At 58.4% G+C, this 26,081-nt stretch carries 23 protein-coding genes; 15 read left to right on the forward strand and 8 right to left on the reverse strand.

The window, feature by feature from the left end:
• The first annotated feature begins 8 nt into the window (after positions 1 to 8).
• The 4 genes from VGL38_02125 (at position 9) to VGL38_02140 (ending at position 3,642) form a co-directional block, all read left to right on the forward strand.
• Positions 9 to 665: a PspC domain-containing protein gene (locus VGL38_02125; protein HEY3294215.1), complete on the forward strand. Its 657-nt coding sequence runs from the start codon at positions 9 to 11 to the stop codon at positions 663 to 665.
• 30 nt (positions 666 to 695) lie between these two features.
• Positions 696 to 2,489 carry a translation elongation factor 4 gene (lepA, locus tag VGL38_02130; GenBank protein ID HEY3294216.1) on the forward strand — a complete coding sequence of 598 codons (1,794 nt, stop codon included), beginning with the start codon at positions 696 to 698 and terminating at the stop codon, positions 2,487 to 2,489.
• A 41-nt stretch (positions 2,490 to 2,530) separates the two neighbouring features.
• Positions 2,531 to 3,331, forward strand: coding sequence for a signal peptidase I (lepB, locus tag VGL38_02135; GenBank protein HEY3294217.1), 801 nt, complete (start codon positions 2,531 to 2,533; stop codon positions 3,329 to 3,331).
• A 104-nt stretch (positions 3,332 to 3,435) separates the two neighbouring features.
• Positions 3,436 to 3,642 (forward strand): hypothetical protein, encoded by a 207-nt coding sequence (locus VGL38_02140; GenBank protein ID HEY3294218.1) that lies wholly within the window; start codon positions 3,436 to 3,438, stop codon positions 3,640 to 3,642.
• 55 nt (positions 3,643 to 3,697) lie between these two features.
• On the opposite strand, the gene VGL38_02145 is transcribed toward VGL38_02140, so the two are convergent.
• The 8 genes from VGL38_02145 to uvrB all read right to left on the reverse strand — a co-directional run bounded on the left by VGL38_02145 (position 3,698) and on the right by uvrB (position 11,793).
• Positions 3,698 to 4,645 carry a hypothetical protein gene (locus VGL38_02145; protein HEY3294219.1) on the reverse strand — a complete coding sequence of 316 codons (948 nt, stop codon included), beginning with the start codon at positions 4,643 to 4,645 and terminating at the stop codon, positions 3,698 to 3,700.
• A gap of 30 nt (positions 4,646 to 4,675) precedes the next feature.
• Complete coding sequence (locus tag VGL38_02150; GenBank protein HEY3294220.1) at positions 4,676 to 5,434, reverse strand: DUF3108 domain-containing protein; 759 nt, start codon at positions 5,432 to 5,434, stop codon at positions 4,676 to 4,678.
• 110 nt (positions 5,435 to 5,544) lie between these two features.
• Positions 5,545 to 6,180 (reverse strand): L-threonylcarbamoyladenylate synthase, encoded by a 636-nt coding sequence (locus VGL38_02155; protein HEY3294221.1) that lies wholly within the window; start codon positions 6,178 to 6,180, stop codon positions 5,545 to 5,547.
• Entirely contained in the window at positions 6,181 to 6,666 is a 486-nt protein-coding gene (locus VGL38_02160) for an LptE family protein (protein ID HEY3294222.1), read from the reverse strand.
• Positions 6,653 to 7,729 (reverse strand): sigma-54 dependent transcriptional regulator, encoded by a 1,077-nt coding sequence (locus VGL38_02165; protein ID HEY3294223.1) that lies wholly within the window; start codon positions 7,727 to 7,729, stop codon positions 6,653 to 6,655. Before VGL38_02165 ends, VGL38_02160 begins: the two co-directional genes overlap by 14 nt.
• Before the next feature lie 7 nt (positions 7,730 to 7,736).
• On the reverse strand, positions 7,737 to 9,002 hold the full coding sequence (gene purD, locus VGL38_02170) for a phosphoribosylamine--glycine ligase (GenBank protein HEY3294224.1): 1,266 nt from the start codon (positions 9,000 to 9,002) through the stop codon (positions 7,737 to 7,739).
• Between the two features lie 47 nt (positions 9,003 to 9,049).
• Positions 9,050 to 9,814 carry a hypothetical protein gene (locus VGL38_02175; protein HEY3294225.1) on the reverse strand — a complete coding sequence of 255 codons (765 nt, stop codon included), beginning with the start codon at positions 9,812 to 9,814 and terminating at the stop codon, positions 9,050 to 9,052.
• On the reverse strand, positions 9,811 to 11,793 hold the full coding sequence (gene uvrB / locus VGL38_02180) for an excinuclease ABC subunit UvrB (protein ID HEY3294226.1): 1,983 nt from the start codon (positions 11,791 to 11,793) through the stop codon (positions 9,811 to 9,813). The genes VGL38_02175 and uvrB overlap by 4 nt, the downstream gene beginning before the upstream one ends.
• A gap of 205 nt (positions 11,794 to 11,998) precedes the next feature.
• Here uvrB and VGL38_02185 point away from each other — a divergent pair, with 205 nt between their 5' ends.
• The 11 genes from VGL38_02185 (at position 11,999) to VGL38_02235 (ending at position 26,066) form a co-directional block, all read left to right on the forward strand.
• Entirely contained in the window at positions 11,999 to 13,825 is a 1,827-nt protein-coding gene (locus tag VGL38_02185; GenBank protein ID HEY3294227.1) for a peptidylprolyl isomerase, read from the forward strand.
• A 144-nt stretch (positions 13,826 to 13,969) separates the two neighbouring features.
• On the forward strand, positions 13,970 to 15,184 hold the full coding sequence (locus VGL38_02190; protein ID HEY3294228.1) for a GNVR domain-containing protein: 1,215 nt from the start codon (positions 13,970 to 13,972) through the stop codon (positions 15,182 to 15,184).
• 81 nt (positions 15,185 to 15,265) lie between these two features.
• The gene (locus VGL38_02195; protein HEY3294229.1) at positions 15,266 to 16,615 is read left to right on the forward strand and encodes an O-antigen ligase family protein; all 1,350 of its coding nucleotides are present in this window, start codon (positions 15,266 to 15,268) and stop codon (positions 16,613 to 16,615) included.
• Between the two features lie 29 nt (positions 16,616 to 16,644).
• Positions 16,645 to 18,042, forward strand: a complete 1,398-nt coding sequence (locus VGL38_02200; GenBank protein HEY3294230.1) for a sugar transferase — start codon at positions 16,645 to 16,647, stop codon at positions 18,040 to 18,042.
• Positions 18,043 to 18,065: 23 nt separating this feature from the next.
• Entirely contained in the window at positions 18,066 to 19,349 is a 1,284-nt protein-coding gene (gene serS, locus VGL38_02205) for a serine--tRNA ligase (GenBank protein HEY3294231.1), read from the forward strand.
• Positions 19,336 to 19,971: a class II aldolase/adducin family protein gene (locus VGL38_02210; protein ID HEY3294232.1), complete on the forward strand. Its 636-nt coding sequence runs from the start codon at positions 19,336 to 19,338 to the stop codon at positions 19,969 to 19,971. Before serS ends, VGL38_02210 begins: the two co-directional genes overlap by 14 nt.
• Complete coding sequence (tsaD, locus tag VGL38_02215; GenBank protein ID HEY3294233.1) at positions 19,965 to 20,984, forward strand: tRNA (adenosine(37)-N6)-threonylcarbamoyltransferase complex transferase subunit TsaD; 1,020 nt, start codon at positions 19,965 to 19,967, stop codon at positions 20,982 to 20,984. The genes VGL38_02210 and tsaD overlap by 7 nt, the downstream gene beginning before the upstream one ends.
• Entirely contained in the window at positions 20,981 to 23,164 is a 2,184-nt protein-coding gene (locus VGL38_02220) for a vWA domain-containing protein (GenBank protein ID HEY3294234.1), read from the forward strand. Before tsaD ends, VGL38_02220 begins: the two co-directional genes overlap by 4 nt.
• Positions 23,165 to 23,177: 13 nt before the next feature.
• Positions 23,178 to 24,713, forward strand: coding sequence for an acyl-CoA carboxylase subunit beta (locus VGL38_02225; GenBank protein ID HEY3294235.1), 1,536 nt, complete (start codon positions 23,178 to 23,180; stop codon positions 24,711 to 24,713).
• A 30-nt stretch (positions 24,714 to 24,743) separates the two neighbouring features.
• A complete protein-coding gene (locus VGL38_02230) occupies positions 24,744 to 25,214 on the forward strand; it encodes a response regulator (protein HEY3294236.1) in 471 nt (156 codons plus the stop codon).
• A gap of 36 nt (positions 25,215 to 25,250) precedes the next feature.
• Positions 25,251 to 26,066, forward strand: coding sequence for a hypothetical protein (locus tag VGL38_02235; protein ID HEY3294237.1), 816 nt, complete (start codon positions 25,251 to 25,253; stop codon positions 26,064 to 26,066).
• Positions 26,067 to 26,081: the final 15 nt, after the last annotated feature.

Raw genomic sequence — 26,081 nt, forward strand, 5'->3', positions numbered from 1 at the left:
ACACAGGCATGGAGACTGCTGCACGCCGCCTGACGCGCTCCCGCCGCAACCGGGTCTTTGCGGGAGTCTGTGGCGGACTGGCGGAATATCTCGGATGGGATACGGTGCTGGTGCGCATCGCCTACGTGGCGCTGACGCTGATTTCTTTTGGCGCCGCCGGCATTCTGCTCTATCTGCTCGCGTGGATGATGATTCCTCTTGAGGACGAGCAGCCTGCGGGTTTCCTCGCGGACGAGCCGCCGCGCTCTCGGGCTCGCGCCACGGTGGGCGCTCTGCTGATTATCGTGGGCGCTTTGGCGTTGCTGGATTCCTTTATGCCGTGGTTCTGGCATATGTTCAGCTTTCACATCGTGGTTTCCGCGGTGCTGATTGCCATCGGTCTCATCATCATTTTCTGGAAGAACCCTGAGCCCGCGCCTGCGGCCGTGCCCGCCGGTGCCTCTGAGGTTCCGCATCAGGAAATTCCACGCGCGCCTTCTGAGCGCCGCCTGATGCGCTTGCAGCAGGGACGCAAGATCGCCGGTGTCTGCGCCGGACTCGGGAGCTATTTCGGCGTCGATCCCACCATCGTGCGCCTGGTCTTCCTGGCACTGGTGCTGGTCGGCGGAAGCGGTTTGCTGCTTTACATTATTCTGTGGGTTGTGATGCCCCTTGAAATCACGTGATCCAACGCCGGACGATTTACTTCGACACGTATGCTTGAACGAATCCGAAATTTCTGTATCATCGCTCATATCGATCACGGCAAGTCCACCCTTGCGGACCGCTTGCTCGAGCTGACTCATACCATCGATCCCCGCCAGATGCGCAAGCAGGTGCTGGATTCGATGGATCTGGAGCAGGAGCGCGGCATCACGATTAAGATGCACGCCATCACCATGAATTATCATCATAGTGACGGTCAGGACTATACTCTGAATCTGATCGACACCCCGGGCCACGTGGACTTCACCTATGAGGTGTCCCGCAGCCTGCGCGCCTGCGAAGGAGCGTTGCTGGTCGTCGATGCCACGCAGGGCCTTGAAGCTCAGACTCTCTCCAATCTCTATCTGGCGATGGACGCCAATCTCGAGATCATTCCGGTCCTCAACAAGATCGACCTGGCTGTCGCCCGCGTAGAGGAAGTGACGAAGCAGATCACGGACCTGCTCGGCGTGTCGGAAGAAGAAGTGCTGATGGTCAGCGCCAAAACCGGACAAAACTGCGAATCGATTCTTAAAACCGTGGTGGAACGCGTGCCGCCGCCCACGGGAGATCCGGAAGGAAACCTGCGCGCGCTGATTTTCGATTCCCTCTACGAGTCCTATCGCGGAGCCATCGCTTATGTGCGCGTCGTGGATGGCCGCATTACACCGGGGACCCGCATCCGGTTCACGGCCACGGGGAAGGAATTCGACGTCACCGATGTCGGGATTCTGCGCCTCGAGCAGATCAAAAAGGAAGCCCTCACCGCGGGAGATGTCGGTTACGTGGTGACGGGGTGCCGCGACGTGCGCGACATCAGCGTTGGCGATACGATCTTTGACGCGTCGCAGCCCGCGGGCGAACCGCTGCCGGGATACCGCGAAGTCAAACCGATGGTTTACGCCGGCGTCTATCCCTCCGACACCAACGATTACGAGGTGCTGCGCGATTCACTGGCGAAGCTGCGTCTGAACGATTCCGCCCTCCTCTATGAGCCGGAAACATCCATCGCCCTCGGTTTCGGATTCCGCGTCGGCTTTCTCGGACTGCTGCATTTCGAAATTGTACAAGAGCGGCTGGAGCGCGAATACAATCTCGACCTTGTGTGCACCGTGCCGTCGGTGGAGTACCGCGCCATCATGCTGGACGGCAAGCTCAAACTGGTGGACAATCCGGTGCTGCTGCCGTCGCCGATGGAAGTGCAGACCCTCGAAGAGCCGTTCATCCAGGCCTCGATTATCACGCCCGAAGAGTACATCGGGCAAATCATGCAGATCTCGATTGAGCATCGCGGCGTGCACATGAACACGGAATACATCGACGCCAAGCGGGTGAACATGCATTATGAGTTTCCGCTGGCGGAAATTATTTTTGATTTTTACGACAAGCTGAAAAGCGTCTCCCGCGGCTACGCCTCGTTCGACTATGAGTTCCTCGATTACCGGAAGAGCGAACTGACCAAGCTGGACATTCTCGTGAATGGCGAGGTCGTGGACGCGTTGTCGGTGATCGTGCATGCCGACAAAGCCTACAGTTGGGGACGCCGCGTGTGCGACCGCCTTGAAACGCTGATTCCACGGCAGCTTTTCGACGTGGCTATTCAGGCGGCGCTGGGATCGAAGATTATTGCCCGCTCAACGGTGAAGGCGATGCGCAAAAACGTGCTCGCCAAGTGCTACGGCGGCGATGTCAGCCGTAAGAAGAAGCTGCTCGAAAAGCAGAAGGCCGGCAAGAAACGCATGAAGGCTATCGGAAACGTGGAAATTCCGCAGGACGCGTTTCTCGCCATCCTGCGGGCCGAGTGAGCAGGTCCCGGACGTTAGAGTTAGTGAACAGAGGTTGATTCGTGCAACTACCCACAGAAAAGAGCCCCCAGCAATCGATGCCAACCCGGCCCGAACCGCCGCGCCGCAAAAGCGTACTCCGTGAGTGGACGGAGTTTATTGTTACGCTCGTGCTGATGGTGTTTTTCATTCGCGTAACGACGGTGGAGGCGTTCCGCATTCCGACGGGCTCGATGGAAGATACTCTGCTGATCGGTGACTTCCTGCTGGTCAACAAGTTCGTCTACGGCATTCACACCCCGGATTGGATCGGCATTCCCTTCACCAAAATCGGGTTTCATATTCCCGCCACTCGCCTGCCCGGACCGCGCAAAGTCACTCCGGGAGATATTATCGTCTTCAAGTATCCGCCGTCTCCGATGTGGAACCGCATGACTTCCGAGCAGAAGGAGCACACGGAGCGCGTGAATTACATCAAACGCTGTATCGCGGGGCCCGGCCAGACGGTTGAAATCCGCGAAGCGCAGGTCTATGTGGACGGCAAGCCGTTTGTCAACCCGCCGCACTCCAAGTTCACCAAGCCGACGTTGCCGGCGAACATCATGGATCGCGACATCTTCGCGCCTCCGGGAGCGAACTGGAACCGCGACAACTACGGGCCGATTACGGTTCCTCCCGGCCACTTCTGGGCCATGGGGGACAACCGCGACAACTCCGCCGACTCGCGCTACTGGGGATTTCTCAGCGAGGACGACGTCGTGGGCGAAGCGCTGGTGATCTATCTCAGCGTCAACAAGTTCGTGCCGATGAGCAAGTTCTGGGAGTTCATCCGGTGGAATCGCATGGCGTCGATGATTCACTGACCGGCCGCGCCGGCGGCATCCGGTGTCTCCGGCTGCGCGTTCCGCGGCTGCTGTGCGGCCTTTGAATGATGCGCGTGCTGTCCGTCCTGGAAGGGCGGAAGGGAGTGAGCGGGGCCGGGCCCGATCCCGCGCCCAGGACGGTTCGCGTTTATTATGATCCCCGGATCATCACGCCCAAAGAGTTGGTGCAGACCGTTGATCGCGCCGACATCCGCCTGCAAGTCCGTCACCGCTTGATCCACTGGCTTGGTTTGCTGAAACCCGTCAAGGGTGCGCGGCGAACACAGATCCTCAGCGATGAGCCTGAATAAATGAGAAGAGGCCGACGATGCATCGTCGGCCTCTTCTGTGTATCTGCTACCCTGCTTACTTCGGCGCGGGCTGTTTGAGCGCCGCGGCGAACAGCGGAATCATGATCTCGTGGTGTCCCGTGAAGGCGTAACCTTTCCCGCCGGTCATCGTGGGGCGTCGCACCACATTCTGCTGCGGACGGTAATGCTGCACCATGTCGAAATTCGCCGTGTAGAAATTGTGGCTGGGAAACCCGAGATTGCGCGCAATCGCCAGCGCCTTCAAAAAAACCTCCGGCATGATCACCGCGCTGCCGACGTTGATTACCGCGCCGCCCTCGCCAAGCTGCGAAACCATGTGGCAGAAAATCAGGAAATCGCGGTACGACGCTTCACCCAGTCCCGCGCCGGAAAGCCCTGCATGCTCATGCACGATGTCCGTTCCCACCGCCACGTGAATCGTCACCGGAACGCCCGCCTCCAGGCACTGCACCAGCATGGAATCCTTCGCAAAGGGCGCGTTCTCGCGGACCAGCGCTTCCCCCAGCGCCTCGCCCAGGCCGAGCCGCTTGTCATGCACCGTCGCCACGGCCCGGCGGAAAAAGTCTCCCGTTTCCCGCGCCATGCCGAAACGGCCGTCGCGCAACGCATCCGCCACATCCTCAGACGTTCGTCCGAAGAGCGCAATTTCGCAATCATGCACGGTGAACGCGCCGTGCGATGAGACCGAGGAGATGAACCCCTGGCGCAGCAAATCGAGAAACACCGGCGAGAGTCCAACCTTCAAGGGATGCGCCCCCATCATCCACAAAATCGGCTTGCGGCCCCGGGCATCCTGCACATGTCCCACGAATTCCCGCAGCTCTTTCACCGCCAGAAAATCCGGAAGGGAAGCCCAGAAATCGGCGAAACTCGCACCGCTCTCCAGTGGGCGTGCAAACTCGTCGCGCTCCACTTTCGAGAATCGCTGCTGCACGGAGTAGGTCGTTACCCCGCTGAGATCAATTTCTTTGTATCGCGACATGAAGAATCCTGTGGGATACGGAAGGAATCGTCAGGGCGTGTGGCCCGTCGGCGGTGTATAAGCGTCCATCGTTGCGGTTACCGATCCGAAAGACACCTTGGACTGCATCTGCACCGGAATGCGCCGCTGGTCGGCGGTCACCCAGATGAAGACGCGGGCACTCTTTTCCTTTTGAAACAGGCCGCCGCTCTTCAGCACCGGTTCCACCTTGAAGCAGTCGAACCTTCCGGCGGGTGTCTCCACCGTCTCCCGCCCGCGCACAAACACCAGCAGATCATAAACCTTGTCGACATCGTGGGTCTTGAACAGAATCGTGTCTCCCACGGACAGCGGCACGGTGCGCGCCTTGTAGCCGGCGGCCAGCACGTCCACCACGTGCGGATCCACGTTCTGCACCGGCTTTTCCTTGCCACGACTCCACAGTTGCGCGAGTCCATTGGCGTGATCGTACACCACTTTCTGATCGTCGTGGAAACGGCCTTCGCTGAGCCGCTTGTGGAAACGCAGACTGTAGACGGAGTCAGCGTCAAACCATGTCTCGATGGAGTCGCGCACACGGTAAACCACGTCAAAAGCCTTGGCCGAGCGCGCGGTAGAAATGGCATGCACCGCCGTATGACCGTCCAGCGTGGTCGTGTCCAGCACGGACAGGCGAGCCGCGCCTGCTGGAATCACGCCGAAGGCCACCCGGTAGTTGATAACCTCGCCGATCCAATGGACCGGCGACATTTGAGGAGCCGGTGCGGCGTCTTCCGCGCGTGCGGTCCGGGGCAATCCGGCGGCAAACATGCAGAGTACAAGGACCGGAACTGCGAGTCCGCGAAGAACGGGCCTCGCGGCGCGGTGGCGTTGTAACCTATATTTCAATTCAGTCTCCTCTAAGTAGTGAACGGGCAGCGCTAAGCGTTCTTCCAGATCTTGCGGATGTCACTTTCCTTCACGCCCGACTCGCGGATGATCAGCGGCTCTCTTCCGCGCACGTCCACCACCGTGGACGCCTTGCCCGTAAGAAATTCCTTCGTCTGGATCACCAGATCGCAAGCATTGAGGACCGCTTCCTTGATTTCGGAATAGATTCGCGGCGCGGGATGCCCCGGCAAATTGGCGCTGGTCGCCCACATCGGAGTCTCCAATTCACGCAGGAGTTCCAGCAGAAAGGGATGATTCGGCACGCGATATCCCAGCGAGTGATCCGTAGTCTGAAACTCCGCGGGAATGGCATTGGACGCCTTCCACACCATCGTCAGCGGGCCCGGCCAGAACGTCTCGGCCAGCGCGACCAGCCGCTGCCCCGGCACGTCGCCGCCGCATTGGCTCATGCGAATGATATTGTCGATCAAAACTGCCGTCGGCTTTCCGCCTCGTTCGGGCTTAATCCTTCTCAGTTTTTCCAGCACCCGCTTGCTGAAGGCCATACCCCCCAGACCGTACACCGTGTCGGTCGGGAAAAGGATCAGGTCGCCCCGCCGTGCCGCCTCGGCTGTCGCTGCGACAGCCTCGGACATGTTACTGGAGTCGAGGTCAATAAGTTGCATTTACCAGCTTCCCACAATTCGGTTAAGAATGTCTTGCTGCAGTTTGTTGACGGCTTCCTGAATCGCCTGATCGCGGAATTCCTGTGAGCCGTTGTAGGGATAAATGGCCCACTCGGTATTCGTCTGTGTCCAGATCGGCGTCTGCGTCTTGTTGTCAATCAGCTCAATCTGGCACGTCATGGAAAAACGGTATTCATCCACAGTCTGGTCGGCGCGCGCGGTATAGGGCAGATCTTCGATGCGCAGCACGGTCCCGTGCAGCACCGCATCGGCCTGATCCGCCGTGGTAACGCGCAGCGTGCCGTCGCTCTGAAAACCTGTGGTCAATTGCTGCGTCACACGTTCCGCCAGGCCGAACTCGGTGGACTCATTTTCGAAAGTGGGAATGGCCATTGATTTTATCGCTCCGGCACTTTGGCCGCGAAACGAGTAGCAGCCTGTCAAGGCCAGTGCGGCCATGAGCACAATCACTCTAAAGGATCTCATATTCCTTCAGTTTCCGGTAAAGTGTTCTCTCGCCAATGCCGAGATCGCGAGCCGTCTTGCGGCGGTTGCCTCTGTTTTCATTCAGAGTGCGCAGAATCTGTTCCCGTTCCATATCCCGCAGCTTGACCGACTCGGCTGTCGACTGTGTCGGTTGGCTGCTGCTGATGGCCGCCACCAGCAAGGTCTTGACCTCGCCGACTTCCCGGCGCAGATCCAGCAACGTACGCAGCAGCAATTCCTGTTCCAGTGCCTCCGGCGAACGATGTACCAGCACGGGAAGGTTGGACGCCGTGGCTCCATTCGGCAGGTGCGGCCTGAAATGCTCCGCCTTGAGCAGTGATACGCCGCGCTCGAGGGTAAGCACCGTTTCTACCACGTTGCGCAGTTCACGCACGTTTCCGCTCCAGTACTGACCCTTCAGAAGCTGCTTGGCTTCGTCGGAGATGACGGGTTCGGCCAGGTGATTCCGCTCACAGAACAGCTTCAGAAAATGATCGCACAGCAAGGGGATATCCTCGGCGCGGTCACGCAGCGGCGGAACGGTTACGGTTACGGCCTTCAGCCGGTAATACAAATCCTGCCGGAAATCGCCGCGCGCTACCGCCGCCATCAGATCGACGTGCGTCGCGGCGATAATGCGCACATTTACCTTGCGGATGGAACTCGAGCCGACACGCATGAACTCACCCTGTTCAAGCACCCGCAGCAGCTTCACTTGTGCGCCCATCGGCATCTCGCCGATCTCGTCGAGCACCAGTGTGCCGCCGTCGGCCTGTTCGAAGTAGCCTAAACGCAGCTTCTCCGCGCCGGTATAGCTGCCGCGCTCGTGGCCGAAGACTTCGCTCTCGAAAATTCCCTGCGGAATGGCGCCGCAATTCACGAACAGCAGCGGCTTGGAACGGCGGGGAGACAGGTCATGCAGTGCCCGCGCCACCAGCTCTTTGCCCGTGCCGCTTTCGCCGATCACCAGCACGGAAATATCCGTCGGCGCAACCTGGCTGATCAAGGCGCGCAAGCCGCGCATCGCTTCGCTGTTTCCCAAAAGTGATTTGAGTGCGTTCACGTCTGCTTCACACTCCCGCTGCAATATCAGACCGGAACCGCAAGCCCGGCACCCGCAACTGCTCCGCGAATTCATACGCGTTCCGCCGCGCGTCCGCCATAGTCGCGCCAAGGCCAACCGCATTCAGCACGCGGCCGCCGCTGCTCAGCAGCGCACCATCCTTGCGAACTGTCCCGGCATGGAATGTCACGGCATGATCCGTATCTGCGGCATCGCGCAGAGGAATAGACTTCCTATAGTGCTCCGGATAACCTTCTGCGGCCAGCACCACGCACACCGCCGCGCCGGAGGTCGCCAATGAATGAGCGCCGGCGACCGATAGCTTACCCTCGGCGCAGGCCAGCAAGGTCTTGGCGAAGTCGCCCTTCAGCACGGGCAGAATCACCTGTGTTTCCGGATCTCCAAAGCGGCAGTTGAATTCGATCACCTGCGGACCGTCCGCCGTCAGCATCAACCCGGCATAGAGCACACCCCGGTACGGCGCGGCGTCTTCGGCCAGCGCGCGCAACGTGGGTTCGATAATCGTGCGTTCAACATCCTGCTGCATGGCAGGTGTCAGGTGTGCTGCCGGACAAAACGTTCCCATGCCCCCGGTATTGGGGCCGCGATCTCCATCTTCTGCCCGTTTGTAATCTTGAGCGGGGGGGAGGGCAATATAGTCTTTTCCGTCACACAGATACAGCGCCGAGACTTCCCGCCCCGCAAGTTTTCGCTCGAGTACTACGGTCACGCCCGCCCCGCCAAGCTTCTTCTCTACGAGCAGGTCGTGCGCTGTCTGCAGCGTCTCCTTAAGTGAGGTGCAGACATACGCGCCCTTTCCCGCAGCAAGACCATCCGCCTTCACCACCCAGCAATTCCCCTCGGGCTGCGAGTGAACAAAGCTCTCGAGCTTGGCGTAGTCCTCAAAAATCTCAAAGTCCGCTGTCGGGATGCCATGCTTGCGCATGAGCAGTTTGGAGAAAGCCTTCGAGGCTTCAATCCGCGCTGCCGCCGCCACAGGTCCGAAACAGGGGATGCCATCTATCAACAACTGATCCGCAATGCCTGCCGCCAGCGGAACCTCCGGCCCAATCACCGCCAAATCCGGCGCAATGCTCCGAAGTGCTGATCGCAAAGCCGCCGTATCATTTGTGTCAACTGGGATCGACCTCGCAAGGCCTTCGGTACCCCCGTTTCCCGGCAAGGCATAAAGTTCTCGCGTCCCGGCGTCGCGCGCCAACCGCCACAACAGCGCGTGCTCGCGTCCGCCGGAACCTACCACCGCAATCTTCAAAGTGCTTCCTTCAAGGTAAATGTCAAAGTCTACACCAGCGGAACAGGTTACTGGAATCGTCGCCCCATAGCAAAGGTGCCACGGTCATAGGATCCGTTGGATCCGGCTTCCCACGAGCCGGCGATACTGTCGTGGGTCACGTAATTGCCGGCCACCAACACCGGGTAATCGCTACTTGAGATCCGCATGGTTCCGGTCATCTGGAATGAACTTCCATTGTAGCCTCCCGACCGGAAGCTGATCTCCGCGTGCTCAAACAGATTTGCATCGAGGGTTCCGTAGAATGAGGAGCCTTCCTGATCCATGCTCATTGCCGCGCCGGTCTGCTGCTGCAGGTTCACGCTGTACATCAGACCCTGCCAGTACCCGGACATATTGAAGCCGCCGATTTCGCGGTTCAACCGGAATGCATCGATGCCGGTGGGTGCCACGAAATGTACCTGCAGTCCCGTGGTGCTGAAGAGCGCCCATGCGCTGTAAGCCGTATTGTTGCGCAGATATTGAAAGCGGAGCGTGTCGCCCGTCGAGTCGCGCAGCACCGTCGCCAGATCCGTTAGCACAGAACGGTAGCCGATCTGTCCGGCATAATGTCCCGCGCTGTCCGGGCCGGTAAGCGCCAGCGATATATTGTAGGTGTCCGATGCGTGGTCGAGGTTGCCTAAACCGACATACGATCCCTGCAACGGCACCTGAGTATCCTGCGGGTTGTCGGGATAATGCTTGCAGCCGCTGCTGCTCATCGCCACCACGAGGGCCAGGGCCAGGGCGATACACCCCGCGCGTCTAAGCCCGGTCTTTGTCTGTTGCGTCACTTCAGTTGCTCCTTGAGTCTGCCGATCTCGTCCCGCAATTGCGCCGCCTTCTCGTATTCCTGCTTCTTTGCCATAGTCTTCATTTCTCGCTCGAGGCGGTCGATCAGATCTTCCATCGCTGACAGCGTCATGCTGTCCTGCGTCACATCCCCTACAATCTCCTTCACCCGCGCATCCGCCACCGCCGTGCTGTGCAGCACGTCCTCGATGGACTTGACAATCGTCATCGGTGTGATGCCGTGGGCTGTATTGTACTCGCGCTGAATGGTGCGGCGCCGCTCGGTTTCGGTAATCACCTTACGCATCGAATCCGTGATATTGTCTGCATAGAATACCACTTTGCCACGGACATTACGCGCGGCGCGCCCGGCAATCTGCATCAGGCTGCGTTCGCTGCGCAAAAAACCCTCCTTGTCGGCATCGAGAATTGCCACGAGGGAAACTTCCGGCAAATCGAGACCTTCTCTCAGCAAATTGATTCCCACCAGCACGTCGAACTGGGCCAGCCGCAGCTCCCGCAAAATCTCCACGCGGTCCAGCGCCTCGATCTCGCTGTGCAGGTAGCGGACCTTGATATTCACGCCTTCGAGATATTCCGAGAGGTCCTCGGCCATCCGTTTGGTCAGCGTCAGCACCAGCGCCCGTTCTTTGCGCTCCACCACCGATTTGAGTTCCGCAATCAGGTCGTCAATCTGACCTTTCGTCGGGCGCACCTCGATCTCCGGATCGATCAGCCCCGTGGGCCGGATGATCTGCTCCACCAGAACGCCCTTGCTCTTTTCCATCTCGTAATCGCTGGGCGTTGCGCTGACAAAGATGCAGCGCTTGGCCATCGTTTCCCACTCTTCGAAGAACATGGGCCGGTTATCGAACGCGGACGGCAGGCGGAAACCATATTCCACAAGGTTTTCCTTGCGGTTGCGGTCGCCGCGGTACATGGCCCGGATTTGCGGAATGGTCACGTGCGATTCATCCACCACCAGCAGGAAATCGTCCGGGAAGTAATCCATCAAGGTGTCGGGCCGTTCGCCGGGCCGCCTCCCCGAGAGGTGCCGCGAGTAATTTTCGATCCCGCTGCAATAGCCCACCTCCCGCAGCATCTCCAGATCGAAACGCGTCCGCTGCTCCAGCCGCTGGGCTTCCAGCAGCTTGTTCTGTGAGCGCAATTCCGCCAGCCGCTCCTCTAATTCCGCCGTAATCGCCACCATCGCGCGCTTCAGATTCGGCTCGCTGGTCACAAAATGCTTGGCCGGATACAGCGCGAACGTCTCCCGGGTATCCAGCACATCCCCCGTCACAATCGCGACGTGCTTGATCGATTCCAGGGTATCGCCGAAGAACTCCAGCCGGAAGGCGGTCTCTTCGTAGGCCGGATGAACTTCCAGCACATCGCCGCGTACCCGGAAGCTCCCTCTCGGAAACTCGATGTCGTTCCGGGTGTAATGCATGTCCACCAGCCGCCGCAGCATCTCCCGCCGGTCGTATTCCTCTCCGGTATGGAGCATCAGCAGCAGATCCCGGAAGGTCTGCGGTGAACCCAAACCATAAATGCAGGAGACCGAGGCCACAATAATCACATCCTGCCGTTCCAGCAGGGCGGTGGTGGCTTTCAGCCTTAGCCGATCAATCTCTTCATTGATCTGGGTCTCTTTTTCGATAAACGTGTCCGTCGTCGGGACATAGGCTTCCGGCTGATAATAATCGTAATAAGATATGAAGAACTCTACAGCATTATGAGGGAAAAAGCCCTTGAATTCGCCATAGAGCTGCGCGGCCAGGGTCTTATTATGCGACATGATCAGGGTCGGCTTCTTCACCTCCTTGATCACATTGGCAATCGAAAAAGTCTTGCCCGAGCCGGTAATTCCCAGGAGGGTCTGGTACCGTTCCCCGTTGCGGATGCCCGCCACGAGTTCATCTATTGCCTGCTGTTGGTCCCCTTGAGGACGGAGGTCAGTAATCAGTTCAAATTCAGACATGGTCATAATGTACGGCTTGTCTGCCAAAAATGCAAGTTTTTCAAGAACGTAAAATGAAGGGTAAAGCCCGAATGCACTTCAAGTTAGCGCCAGCGGTCAGTTACCCTTATACCCTCTTTGCGCCCCAAAGTTGCTTGCATTTCAAACCGGATTTTCGTATTATTATGTTTTCGTAAAATCAATAGGATGAAAGGGAGACTTGGCCATGATGACCCAAATGCGCGAGAACATGCCGCTGATCATGTGGATCCTGGTAGGGGCCTTCCTCGCGACCATCGTCTTCTCTTGGGGTATGGGCGGGTTCAAGAACAAAGGCCAGCTCGACGGGGTCGTGGGTAAGGTTGGGAATAAAGAAATCCTCTATGACCAGTACAATCGTCTCGTGCAAGATCGTGTTGCTTCGGAACGCAAGCAGGACGACAAAAAACAACTTACCGATGCCGATATCCGCAAAATTCGTCAGGAAGTGTGGGATGAGCTTGTCAGAAACGATCTGATGGCTGAGTTTCAGACGAAATGGGGCATTGTCACATCGGACGCTGAAGTCGCGTACGCCGTTCAGAACAATCCGCCAAGCTGGATCCGGGAAAATGAGAACTTCCTGAAGGACGGACAGTTTGATCCTTCCAAGTACCATGAATTTCTTAAGGATCCCCGTTCGGCCCAGTTGCTCGTCATGATCGAGAAAGAATACCGTTCGAGCATTGGCAATCAGAAGGTCATTGATCGCATCATTGCTCCGGTGTTTGTCAGCCCCACGGAAGTCCAGGATGAATACCAGGCGACGACCCAGAAATTGAACGCCGCCGTCGTCAGTTTCCCCGTGAAGAACTTCCCGGTGGATTCGGGCTCGGTTTCCGCGGCGGAGATTCAGGACTATTACTCCAAGCACAAAGCGGACTATGAACGCCCAGAAAAGCGCCAGTTGTCCTATGTCGCGATTCCCATCGTGGCTACCCGCGAAGACTCCAGCCGCATCGTCGAGACCGCTCAGGAAGCTCTTCAGCGCGCCAAGGCCGGCGAGGATTTCGCGTCTTTGGCCAAGGAATATTCCGAAGATGAAGGCTCCGCGACGCAGGGGGGTGACCTTGGATATTTCACCCGCGGCCGCATGGTCAAAGAGTTTGATTCAACCGCTTTTGTCACGGACACCGGCAAGGTTGCCGGTCCCGTCACCACACGCTTCGGTGTGCATATCATCAAGGTGTTCGATCGCAAGCACGGTGCCGATGGGGACTCGGTGAAGGCGAGCCACATTCTGCTCAAGTGGAAAGTCAGTCCCGAGACCGATGAACGCGCTTCCCAGAAGGCCAAGGACTTCTCCGACGCCATTAAGTCCGACGGCTTCGCCACCTCGGCGCCCCGTTTTGGCCTGCAGGTCAAGGAAACCGAATTCTTCCAGAAGAACCCTTCCGGCAACATCCCGGGCATTGGCTCGCTCCTTCCGGCAATGGACTTTGCCTTCGGCTCCAAGATCAATGCCGTCAGCCACGTGTTCAAGACCAAGGTCCGCAACGAAGACTCCTATGTGGTCTTCCAGATCAAGGCCATTCAGCCTAAGGGCGTGGCTCTTCTTACCGACGTGCAAAGTCAAATCCGTGGCATACTGGTGAAGGACAAGCAGGAAGCGGCAGCCCTCGAAGCCGCCAAGAAATTCCGCAGCAGAGTGACCGATCCTCAGACCTTCCTGTCTGTCGCATCCCGCGAAAGCCTCAAGGTCGATACCACCGGTGAACACCTTCGCCGGGATTATATGCGCGGTTTGGGATCCGACGAGACCATCGCCAAGACCCTGCTGACGCTGAACCCCGGTCAACTGTCGGATGCACTGGCTAACAGCCGTGGCGCCTATGTTGCCGTCCTGATCAGCAAGACCAGCCCTGACATGAGCGGATTCGACTCCCAGAAGGGTGACATTCTGAACAAGCTCCGCCAGAACCGCCAAAACAGCGTCTACGCCGACTGGCTGGCTCAGGCCGAAAAACAGGTCAAGGTGGATGATAAACGGTATCTGTACTACACCGACTATTGATCCTTGCCCCGTTCGATAATCGAGATCTGAGAAAGCGCGACTCGAGAACGTTAGGGTCGCGCTTCTCACATCGTTAAAGTATTGACTTTGTTGCGCAAATTGCTTAGAATACGGCGTCCCCTTCAGATAATCAGGTAATCCGCGATGCCCGAGACCCCCTCTCATCAGATCAATCTCCTCGACTTCTTAGCCTTCCTGCTCCGATGGCGAAAGTTCTTGCTCACTGCAGTGATCGCCGTCTCCGTCATTGTGGGTATCGTCGCGTTCATCATGAAACCTCTCTATCGAAGCACTGCGGTGGTTCACGGGACTGAGCAGTCTTCACAAGGTTTCGGTGGATTGATTGCATCCAAGCTCTCGGAGCTAAGCGGATTCGCGGGAATTGGATCCATGTTTGGAGCTCCTTCTTCGGAAATCTATGTCCAAATACTTCGCAGTCGTTGGATGAGCGAGCGACTAGTGGAGAAGTTTGACCTGCGTAGTGTGTACAAGATGAAGGATGCAAAACTCGAAGACGTTCTCGACGCAGCGAAGGCGCATACGCGTTTCGAATTGGATCCTCAGTCCGGGTCAGTCATAATCTATTCGGAAGATACTGAGCCTAAGCGGTCACAAGCCATGACCCAGTTTCTCGTTGATGAATTGGACAAGAGAAATCAGGAGTTGCGCGCTTCGGGCGCACAACGGGAGCGTGAATTCATCGGTCAACGGCTCAATGAAGCTCGAGCAACATTGACGTCGCTCGAAGATAGTCTGTCGCGGTACCAGTTGGCAACTGGGGTCTTTAATGTCAATGAGCAGGTCAAGGCAACGCTCGAAGCCGCGGCGCAACTCGAAGCGCAGCGGCTGGCGGTTCAGACAGAGTTGGAAATGAGTAATCAGGTCTACAACTCTCAAAATCCGCAGGTTGCATATCTGCGCCTGAAAATGGCTAGTATAGACTCCACCATTCGATCCCTCTCGCGGGGCAAAGCGACGGATGCCCAAGGAGTGGATGTCTTGCTTCATCTGCAGGATACACCGAATCAGGCAATGGGGTACTTGCGACTAACACGCGATATTGAGATACAACAACTCCTTGTTGCCTTCCTTATCCAGCAATTTGAGCAAGCAAGAATTGAAGAACAGCGCAACACACCGACGTTTATGCGGGTAGACCCCCCCGTGGTGGGCACGCGCAAGGTGTGGCCGCAACGTGCCATGATGGTGGCTATCGGCGCTTTTGCCGCCTTCTTCTTCGGCATATTATATGCCCTTGCGAATGAGTTCTTCCGCCGAGCCGGAACCGACCCTTCGCACCCACAGCATGAGAGTCTCCTCAGCGTGAAACAAGCATGGTCGGGAAGCCGGGAGTCGTAGCGCTTGAATGTTCACACGCACATCCGTGATGTTTGGGACCGTACTCGAAAGTTGCGCCACTCGCAAGCAGGGAGCGGAGTTGTGCTCGCCCTGCTGATCGTCTTGGCGTGGTACGGTTGGAATGTCAACGGACGGCTCGCCTTGATCGGACTCGGCATCGTGGCTATGGGTATGGCAGCGATGGTGCTGCATGAGCCTGCATTGGGGACGGCTGTTGCGATTTTCGTAATCAGCTCGAATGTGACGGCTTTTCTACCGACCATAACCTCGCCATTCTTGGGACTCGCGGTCTTTTCCATACTGATTCGTAAGCTGATCGCCCGCAACCTCAATTTCCGAGTTACGCCGTTCTTCGTGTGTACGCTACTTTTCTTCACATGGGAGTGGATGTCCAAACTATGGGCGCCGACGGATAATCCGCTCACGCCTCTGCCACTAACCACTTTTGTGCGGGACTTGCTTATTATTGTTGCGGTCTCCTGGACAGTCGAAACACCGCGCCAATTGCGCCTGGTCATTATTGCGGGTGTACTCGGCGCTATTGTATCCGCATCCCTTACGATCCAGAGTTTCTACGCCTTTCTCGCGAGCAAGGAAGCTGCCGAATTAGCCAAACGCGCGAGCGAGATTCGCTTTGCAGGTACATTCGTGGATCCCAACATGGCTGCTCTCTCTGTCATTCCATTTGTTGGGCTCGGTATTGTACTTTTTCGGAGCCGAGGTCCATGGTTACTCCGTCTTCTTGGAGTTGTGGCGCTCGTGGTTCCCCTCGTTGCGGTCGCCTTGTCCCTTTCTCGCGGAGGTACAATAACGGCCCTCATTTTGTTATTGATGATGGTCTGGGCGGAGCGCCGCCGTTGGCTCCTGTTCAGCATGATTGGTGTCGTAATTGTTATTGTGCTTTCAGTCGTTCCCGTGGATGTCATCGGGCGAATCGCTACCATTGGCCAAGGTAGCCGCGATGCATCAATCGGTCAGCGCGCAGATATGTTTTGGGGAGGGTTGCAGATGGCGTGGGACCACTTCCCTCTCGGCGTCGGCCTCGGAAACTATGGTAATTTTGCGATGGATTACTGCCGCACAATGGACCATGGAAACGTCGCGCACGAAGCGTATATCGATACTATCGCTGAATCCGGCCCGGTCGGTCTCTTACTTCTTCTTGTGATGCTTGCATCGCTTATTCCTGAACTTCGAGTCAAAAAATGGCGCATTTCGCCCGACGACTTTGATACAAACATCGGTGTGGCGATGGCAGCCATTTTCGTGTACATAATCTTGGCGTTGGCTCACAATAGTTATCAGCACTATCCTCTCTATTTTGTGATAATGTCTGTCATGAGCATGAGGTCCACCATATTTTCTGATTCGCGCCTGCGGCACCTGAGTACGAGCACCTTGGATACTTTGCCCTCTTCTGATGAGGTGTAGCGACAAACCGTCTTTGACGTGTTAAGCTCATGAAGCACCTTCGGCTCGTGCGTCTATGGCTCTTCCTCACCGACTTCGCGCTCCTCGAAGCCGCCTTCTTCGGTGTCTACTGGTGGCGCTTCGAGTCGGGGATGTTCCGCAATCCGGTGTCTTTCAGCCCGGGAGAACTGCTCGCTCCCAGTCTGTTCGTTACCGCGTATTGGCTGCTGCTCTTTGCATGGTTCGGACTCTTCCGGTTCGATCCTCTGCAGTCGCGCCGGATCGCCGCGCTCGCGGCGTCTAAAGCCGCGGCTATCGGTGTGCTGGTTCTGTTCATTCTGACATTCCAGATCAGCGATCCGCTGCCCAGTACGAGATTGATCTTGGTCTCCTACGGCGTGGCCATCTTCATTATTGTCTCCGGAGATCGCCTTGCGCTGTTGACGATTTTGCGCGCATTCCGTATTCGCGGCATGGGAGCGTTTCGCACTCTGCTCGTGGGGGATGGAAACCGTGCTCGGCAGATCCTGCGGCATGTGGCCATGCATCCCGAATTGGGTTTTCGGGTCCAAGCGGTGATCGCCCGTCTGCCTGACCAAGCCGTCACAGACAGCGGCATTCCCTGGGTCGGCACGCTCTCCGGTTTTCGCAAGGTTCTGCGGTTCGGACACTATGATGCCGTGTTGCTCGCTCCCGATGAGCGCGATGAGTCCAGCCTGGGCCGTCTGCTGCGCATCCTGCGAGAGTTTCGCGTCCGCTGCCTGATCTTCGCCGACCAGTACAACCTTCTTGTCGGAGAGGTCAAGCCGACCCGGGTGTATGGTCACCCTCTGGTCGATGTCCGACCGGAACTCCTGAGTTCGGCCGAGCGCACTCTCAAGCGAATCACCGACGTGGCCTTCGCGCTGCTGTTGCTGATCGTGACGCTGCCCGTGTGGGTCATTCTGGCGATCGCCATTCCACTGGATTCCCGTGGCGCTATCTTCTACGCCCAAAAACGGGTGGGCCTGAACGGCCGGGCCTTTACTCTGTACAAGTTCCGTTCGATGGCCCATGATGCCGAATCGCGAACCGGCGCCGTGCTCGCCGCACCCGGCGATCCCCGCGTAACGCGTGTAGGACGGTTGATCCGCTCGACTCGCCTTGACGAATTGCCACAATTGATCAATGTGCTCTCCGGCGAAATGAGCCTTGTAGGGCCAAGGCCGGAACGGAAGGAGTTCGTCGAGCGTTTTGTAAAGGAGATTCCGCTCTATGAACGCCGGTTGAATGTGAAGCCGGGTCTGACAGGCTGGTCGCAGGTCCATCTGAAATACGACAGCCGCGCCGACCAGATTTCCACCAAACTGCAATACGATTTCTTCTATATCGAAAACATGTCCCTGCCGCTGGATGTCAAAATCCTCTTCATGACCCTGTTTGTCATGCTCCGCGGCGAGGGGACGTAACACGGTTTACACCATAAATTCCTATGCTTGACATCCGCTTGATCCGCGAAAACCCCGAGGAAGTTCGGACTCGCCTGGCGACCAAAGGCGAAAACACTGCCTTGGACGAACTTCTGGCCCTCGATGCCCGTCGTCGTGCCTTGATCGAAGAGACCGACGGTCTGAAGGCCCGGCGCAACGTGCTCAGCCGCGAAATCGCCGCCAAGTCCAAGGCAGGCGAGGATGCAGCCGCGTTGAAGGATGAAAGCCGCGAAGCGGGCAACCGCATCAGCACGGGCGATGACGCTCTGCGCGAGATTGAAGCCAGTCTGAAGGAAATTCTGCTTCGCCTGCCCAACCTGCCGCACTCCAGCGTGCCCGTGGGCGTTTCCGCTGCGGAAAACGTCGTCGTGCGCGAATGGGGCAAAGCGGCAACCTTCGACTTCACACCCAAAGATCATTTGGTGCTCGGCGAATCGCTGGGCATTCTCGATTTCCCACGCGGTACCAAAATCACGGGCTCCGGTTTTCCTGTTTATAAGGGTGCCGGCGCGATTCTCGAGCGTGCGCTCATCAACTTCATGCTCGACACCCACCGCGCGCGGGGAACCTACACGGAAATCTCCACGCCGTTCGTGGTGAACCGGGCGTCCTTGCTGGGCACCGGCCAATTGCCGAAGTTCGAAGAGGATCTCTATCACTGTGATGCCGATGACCTGTTCCTGATCCCCACCGCCGAAGTGCCGATCACCAACTACCATCGCGACGAACTGCTGCCCGAGGCCGACCTGCCGATTTGCTACTGCGGCTACTCACCATGCTTTCGCCGCGAAGCCGGTTCCTACGGAAAGGAAACGCGCGGATTCCTCCGCGTCCACCAGTTCGACAAGGTGGAAATGGTCAAGTTCGTCGTTCCCGAAACCTCCTATGAAGAGCTGGAAGCTCTGGTCAAGGACGCCTGTTCGATCCTCGAAGCTCTCGACATCCGCTACCGGGTGCTCGCGCTGTGCACAGGCGACCTGTCCTTCAGTGCCGCCAAGTGCTATGATCTTGAGGCTTGGGCCCCGGTCGAACAGCGCTGGCTGGAAGTGTCGTCCTGCTCCAATTTCGAAGATTTCCAGGCGCGCCGCGCCAACATTCGGTTCCGCCGCAAAGAGACCGGTAAACCCGAATTCCTGCACACCCTAAATGGCTCCGGTCTGGCCACGTCGCGCCTGCTCGCGGCCATGTATGAAACCTATCAGAATGATGACGGCACACTGACGGTTCCGCCGCCGCTCAAGAAATACACGGGATTCGGTTTGATTACTCCGGATGGAGTCAAGTAAGTTGGTGCGCGATCCGCAACGCGAACTGCTCTCGGCTTTGCTGCGTGCAGGACGCCTTCTTGATCAGGCCGGCTTCTGTCTGGCCACTGATGGGAATTTCTCCGCCCGTTTGGATTCGCAGACCATTCTGCTCACGCGCTCCGGCATTGAAAAGCGCGGACTGGACGAAACATCCTTTGTCCCCGTTCCCTTGTCCGATGCAAAACCCCCGCAGGGCTCCAGTGAGTGGCCGTTGCATCGCGCAATCTACCGTGCGCGTGCCGAAGTGATGTGCATTCTTCATGTGCATTCGCCTTTTCTGACCACGTACGCCGCTGCGCGCCGCGTGCCGCCGCCCATGCTCCTTGCCGAATCTCACATGGCCATCGGAGAAATGGCCGCTGTGCCCTTCTGCCCGCCGGGAACACCTGAAGTGGGGGAGAGTGCTCTGAAGGCCGGCCCTCAAGCCATGGTGTATCTGCTCGCCAATCATGGTGCGGTCGCCTTAGGTTCGTCCGTGGACGATGCTCTTCACCGTTTGGAGCGAGCGGAGTTTCTGGCGCGAGTGGCCTGGCAGTGTGAAGCTTTGGGTGGCGGACTTCCGCTTACGGCGCAGCAACTGTCGGAGGTGCCGCCGTGCTGATCCTTGCCGTGGAATCCAGTTGCGATGAGAATTCGGTTGCCGTCGTCCGTGATGGTCAACTGCTCTCTGTTTGCACACGCACGCAAACAGTCCATCAGCAATTCGGCGGCGTTGTCCCCGAATTGGCCGGACGCTCTCACCTCGAGCTGGTCGACCCGCTGACCACAGAAGCTCTCGCCGCGGCAAAAGTTTCTGCGCGGGAGCTTGACGTTGTCGCCGCGACCGTGGGACCCGGCCTCATCGGATCATTGCTTGTCGGCGCCAGCTACGCGCGAGGCCTTGCCCTGGCTTTGGGCAAGCCGTTTCGCGGCATGAACCATGTCGAGGCTCATCTCTGGTCGGGTGAGATCGATAGCCAGCCGATGCCGCTGCCGTTCCTTGTACTTCTGGTGAGCGGCGGTCATACGCTGCTTGTCCGCGTTGATGGACTGCGCCGGTACACCGTGCTCGGCTCCACCCTCGATGATGCCCTCGGCGAAGCCTATGACAAAGTTGGCAAACTGGTTGGGCTCAAGTTCCCTGCCGGTGCTGAAGTGGACCGTCTCGCCTCGCAGGGTAACCCTGCCACGTATCCCTTTACGCTTCCCCTGGCAGATGGCTCGCTCAATTTCAGTTTCTCCGGCCTGAAGACCGCGTTTCTCTACAAGCTGCGCACTATGTCACAGCATAGTGTGCCGGATCTTGCGCCTGACCTGCTGGCATCCTTTCAGGATGCCGCTCTGACCGCCGTGCTGCAAAAGATTCGCGCCGCAACCATTGCCGTCCACCCCAAAGCGCTGGTTGCTGCAGGCGGCGTCGCCGCTAATTCGGTGTTGCGCGCAAAGCTCGAACAACTCGCGCGAGACTTCGGAGTCGCATGCCGCGTTCCTGCCCTGCGCTATTGCGGCGACAACGCGGCCATGATCGCCTACCTTGCGTGGAAGCTGGAGAACGCCGGCCTTGGCGATGCGGATTACACGGTGCGGCCCCGCTGGGGACTCGAAACACTCACGGTGCAGGGTGCAGCCGCATGAACCAGGCGTCACTTCCCCTGCTTATCGCCAACATTCACCTCGGACTCTCCGCGAGCGCCTGGTGGTATATCCTGCTCGCGCTGCTTGCAGTCGGCGGATCCTTTCTCATTTATCGCTTCACGCTGCCTCCGGTCAGTCCCCTGCGCAAAGCCCTGCTCTGGGTACTCCGGTCGGCCGCACTCGTGTTGCTGCTTCTGCTGCTCTTCGAACCGGTTCTAAGTTATCTTCGCCATCAGGCCAAGCCCCCGGTGGTTGCATTGCTTGTGGACCGCTCGGCATCGATGAGTATCAGCGCGGGACAGGAAGACCGCGGCGAGACCCTGAAACGTCTGTTGGCTTCTCCCGCGCTGCGCGACCTTGCGCACAAGTCGCAACTGAAAGTCTTCGAATTTGCCGATACGACCACCGAAGTCCCGCTGGATTCGCTCCGTACCCTCACTCCTTCGGGTGTGGGCACGGATGTGGCCGGGAGTTGGGTGCAGGCGCAGAAGGCGCTGGCGGGCGAGAATCTGGCCGCCGGAGTCTTAATCAGCGATGGCGCCTACAATCTCGGGCAGAACCCCGCGCGTGTTGCCGGTGAATCCGCTATTCCCCTCTACACGATCGGCATTGGCGACACGTCATCCAGTACCGATGCCGCCGTTGCAGAAGTTGTCACCAATGATGTGACCTACGTCGGCAGCAAGGTCCCGGTTGATGTGCGCATCCGCGCTCATGGTCTGGACGGGCGGTCCTCCGTCGTGCATCTGCTCAGTGGGAAGGGGGGAGAGTTCGACCGCCAGCCGGTGCGCTTTGCCTCCGATGATGCCGAAGATCCTCTCACCCTGAATCTTGTTGCCCGCGAGCCGGGTGATCTTCGGATCACCGTCGCCCTCGATTCCGTTCCGGGTGAGCGCTCCATAACCAATAACCGGCGTTCCGTCGTTATCCGTGTGCTCGAGCGCAAATCCCGCGTCCTGCTCTTTGCCGGTGCGCCCAGCGCGGATCTTTCTATCTTGCGCCAAACCCTCGAAGCAGATACAACCCTCGAGGTTTCCGCACTGGTGGAAATCGGCGCAGGAAGGTTTCTACACGGCGCGGTCGAGCCTTCACAAGACGACATGTCGCGCGCCAGTCTGATTGTGCTCTGCGAGTTTCCTTCCCGGGGCACATCCGACGCCTTGCTGCAGAAAATCTCCCATGCGGTTCAGGACAAGCACGTTCCGCTTTTGTTGCTGGCCGGTCCGCATTTGTCGGCATCCCGCCTCGCGGCGTTGAATGATGTTGTGCCCATTCAGGCCAACAAACCGGCGTTAACGGAGGAACAGGTCACCCTGCGTCCCGCCGCCAGTCATCCGGCATTGGAAGGAAAGAATCCGCTGCCCGCGCAGTGGTCCGAATTGCCTCCGGTCCTCGGCGGCGCCGGCAACTTCAGCGTAGCGCCCTCGGCCCAGGTCGTCGCAAAGATTTCCCGCGAGAACCTCGGTATCAGTGAAGACGAACCCGGCATCGCCGTGTGGCAAACCGGATTTCGCCGTGGAGCCGCCTTTCTCTGCTGGGGCACATCGCGCTGGAAAATGCAGCTTGCCGGAACGCAAAATGCGTCCGCCTTCTATGACGAACTGGTGACTCGTGTGCGCGGCTGGCTGATTGCTCCCGCCGAAGAGCAGCGCGTCAAGATCCGCACCACCAAGAAAGTCTATTCCGGCGGCGAACCGGTGCGGTTTGTGGCTCAGGTCTACGGCGCGGATCTTGCCCCCCGTGATGATGCCAGCATCGCTCTGCGCGCCACCTCCGGTTCACGTACCGAAGTGGTGCCCATGCGCGGACTCGGCAATGGCCGCTATGAGGGCCAACTCACACCATGGATCGATGGCGACTACCGCTTCACCGGATCGGCGGTCGCCGGCAAGGATACTCTCGGATCGGACAACGGCCTGTTCGCGGTCGAAGCCTTCAACATTGAATTGATGGACCCGCGCGCCCGTTTCGATGTGCTGCAGCAGGTCGCGGCGGCCTCCAAGGCCGCCTTCGTCCCCGCGTCCCGGGCAGACTCTCTGCTGTCGCGGCTGCAGTTCGCGCCGCAAACCATCACGTCCCGCAAGGAGTGGTCGCTCTGGAGTCAGGGACCTGTCATCTGGATCATCATCGGACTTTTAGTGATAGAGTGGATTGTCCGCAAACGTAGCGGCATGTTATAGCCATCACAGGAACATGAAAGAACGACTCGAGAAACTTCGGGAGATGCGCGAACGCGCGCAGTTGGGCGGAGGAAAGCTTCGCATCGATGCTCAGCATGGTAAAGGGAAACTCACGGCAAGAGAGCGCTTGCAGCTTTTGCTCGATCCCGGTACGTTCTGCGAGTTGGATGCATTGGCCACAAGCCGCAGCAGCAACGGTGACCAGCCGATCCTTGGCGACGGCGTCATTACCGGGTATGGCCGCATTGATGGCCGCACCGTCTTCGTCTTTGCTCAGGACTTCACCACCTTCGGCGGTTCGCTGTCCGAAACTCACGGCGCGAAGATTTGCAAGGTGCTGGACATGGCCATGAAGAACGGCGCTCCGGTCATCGGCCTTAACGATTCCGGCGGTGCCCGTGTGCAGGAAGGCGTCGTGTCGCTCGGCGCGTATGCGGAGATTTTTCTGCGCAATACTCTGGCGTCCGGCGTGGTGCCGCAGATCAGCGCCATCATGGGTCCGTGCGCGGGCGGCGCAGTCTACAGTCCCAGCATTACCGATTTCATCCTCATGGTGGAACGCACCAGCTACATGTTCGTCACCGGACCCAAAGTGGTCAAAGCGGTGACCCATGAAGATGTGACCAGCGAGGAACTCGGCGGCGCGGACACCCATGCGGCCAAATCCGGCGTGGCGCACTTCGCCTGCCGCAATGAAGCCGAATGTCTGCTCACCATGCGCAAGCTGCTTTCCTACCTGCCGCAGAACAACATGGAAGATCCTCCGCGCGGCATTCCGCCCAAGGATCAACCGCTGCGCGACTACACGCTGGCCGACATCATCCCCGACAGCCCGAACAAGCCCTATGATGTCACCGAGATTGTCACTCGCATCGTCGACACCGACAGCTTCCTCGAAATCCACGCCGATTTCGCCCAGAATGTTATCGTCGGCTTCGCGCGCATCAACGGCTATTCGGTGGGTATCGTCGCCAATCAGCCTGCGGTGCTGGCCGGAGTGCTGGACATTAATTCTTCGCGCAAAGCGGGGCGCTTCGTCCGCTTCTGCGACGCCTTCAATATTCCTATTATCACGTTCGAGGATGTGCCGGGATTTTTGCCGGGCACCGATCAGGAATGGGATGCCATCATCACCAACGGCGCCAAGCTTCTCTATGCCTATTGCGAAGCCACCGTGCCCAAGATCTGCGTGATTCTGCGCAAGGCCTACGGCGGCGCGTACTGCGTGATGAGTCCCAAACACACGCGCGGCGATCTGAATTTCGCCTGGCCTTCCGCCGAAATCGCCGTCATGGGTGCGTCGGGCGCGGTCGAGATCATCTATGCCAAGGAAATCACCGGCGCCGGCGATCCCGATGCCGTCAAGGCGCAACTCGTGGCCGATTATACCGACCGCTTCGCCACGCCCTACGTCGCGGCATCCCGCGGCTATGTGGATGAAGTGATCGATCCCGCCGAAACCCGCGCGCGCCTGATCAGCGGCCTCGAATTGCTGCGCAACAAGGTGGATACCAATCCGCGCAAAAAACACGGTAACATTCCTCTGTAAATCGGTCCCTCAAGTTCGAGAGGCTTAAGGATGGCGCGTATTCTGGTGATTGATGACGATGAAGGCTATCGCTCGATTCTCCGCAGTTTCATTGAGGAGAAGGGCCACACCGTCATCGAGGCGGACGGAGCGGACGCCGGACTCAAGGTCTTTATGGAAGAAAAAGTCGATCTGGTGATCTCCGATCTGATGATGCCCGTCAAGTCGGGCATGGATCTGCTGCGTGAACTGCGCGGCATTCAGCCCAAGGTATTGTTCATCATGGTAACCGGCTATCCGGGGCTGGATACCGCCACGGCAGCCATCCGCGAAGGTGCCTTCGATTATCTGATTAAGCCCGTGGACATGCATCAGTTGACGGCCGTGATGCAGCGCGCGCTGTCAACCGTCGAGTTGCGCACCCATCTGTCCACCATGCGCGGTTTGAATGTCGCGTTGCTCATTTCCATTCCCTTCTGGATTCTGATCGGCGTTCTTGTGCGCGCGCTGATTCTTCGTTAACCGCCTTGCTCGTTCATTCAGCGATGAGGACTCTTCATGCTTCGCCAACATCATGTGCACCCTTGGAAGCTGCTCGCGGCGTGCTTGATCGTGCTGCCTGCCCTGAGTCTGTCCCTTCTCGAAACGGGTTGCAACAAAAAAGCAACCGGAAATGATGGCGGTCCCGAACCGGGCGCATGGCGTCTGGAATTGCGCGCATCGCCGGTTATGCATCGTGATGCCACCCAGCACCACGTCATCAACGATACGGTAGTAGTTCGTCTCTACAACAGCTCGGGTGCGATTGCCGGCGGCATCGTGATCAATTCGCAAGCGATCCAAAGCCCCAACACGGTGACCCGTACCGTTACGTCTCAATCCGACACCATTACCTATCCCTGGGGCTGCCTGCCCGCGTTAATTTACTGGGGCAGCGGAGACCCCGATCCCAACACTCCGGAAGTCATCCAGTCGCAGGCCGTCGTCGGCAACGACACCGTTGCCCGTGGTGAAGCCCGTTTCCTCGTCCATGATCCGATTCAGCTCGAGTTGACCGGCCCGGATACCATGCGGCGCGACGGAACAGGTCACGTGCCTCACACCCGGCTCACTGTGCGGCTGCGCAACGAAACCGGCGCTCTGCTTAATGATGTCCCGGTGTACTGCACGGCCCTCATCGGCGCCGGCATGGTCACACCGGTCGTCAATACCCGCGCCGACACCGTGCTTCGCCCGTGGGGATCCGATCCTGCCATCGAATATTCCGGCGCGGGAGACATCACGGAGCCGGACCGCTTGGAGACCATCTACGGCTATGCCATCGTGGACAATGACACGATTCGCGCCACGAAGAATTTTGCGGTCGTAAATTAGCATTTCATTCGATAG

The sequence above is a fragment of the bacterium genome (assembly GCA_036504735.1).
Classification (GTDB): Bacteria; Electryoneota; RPQS01; order RPQS01; family RPQS01; genus DASXUQ01.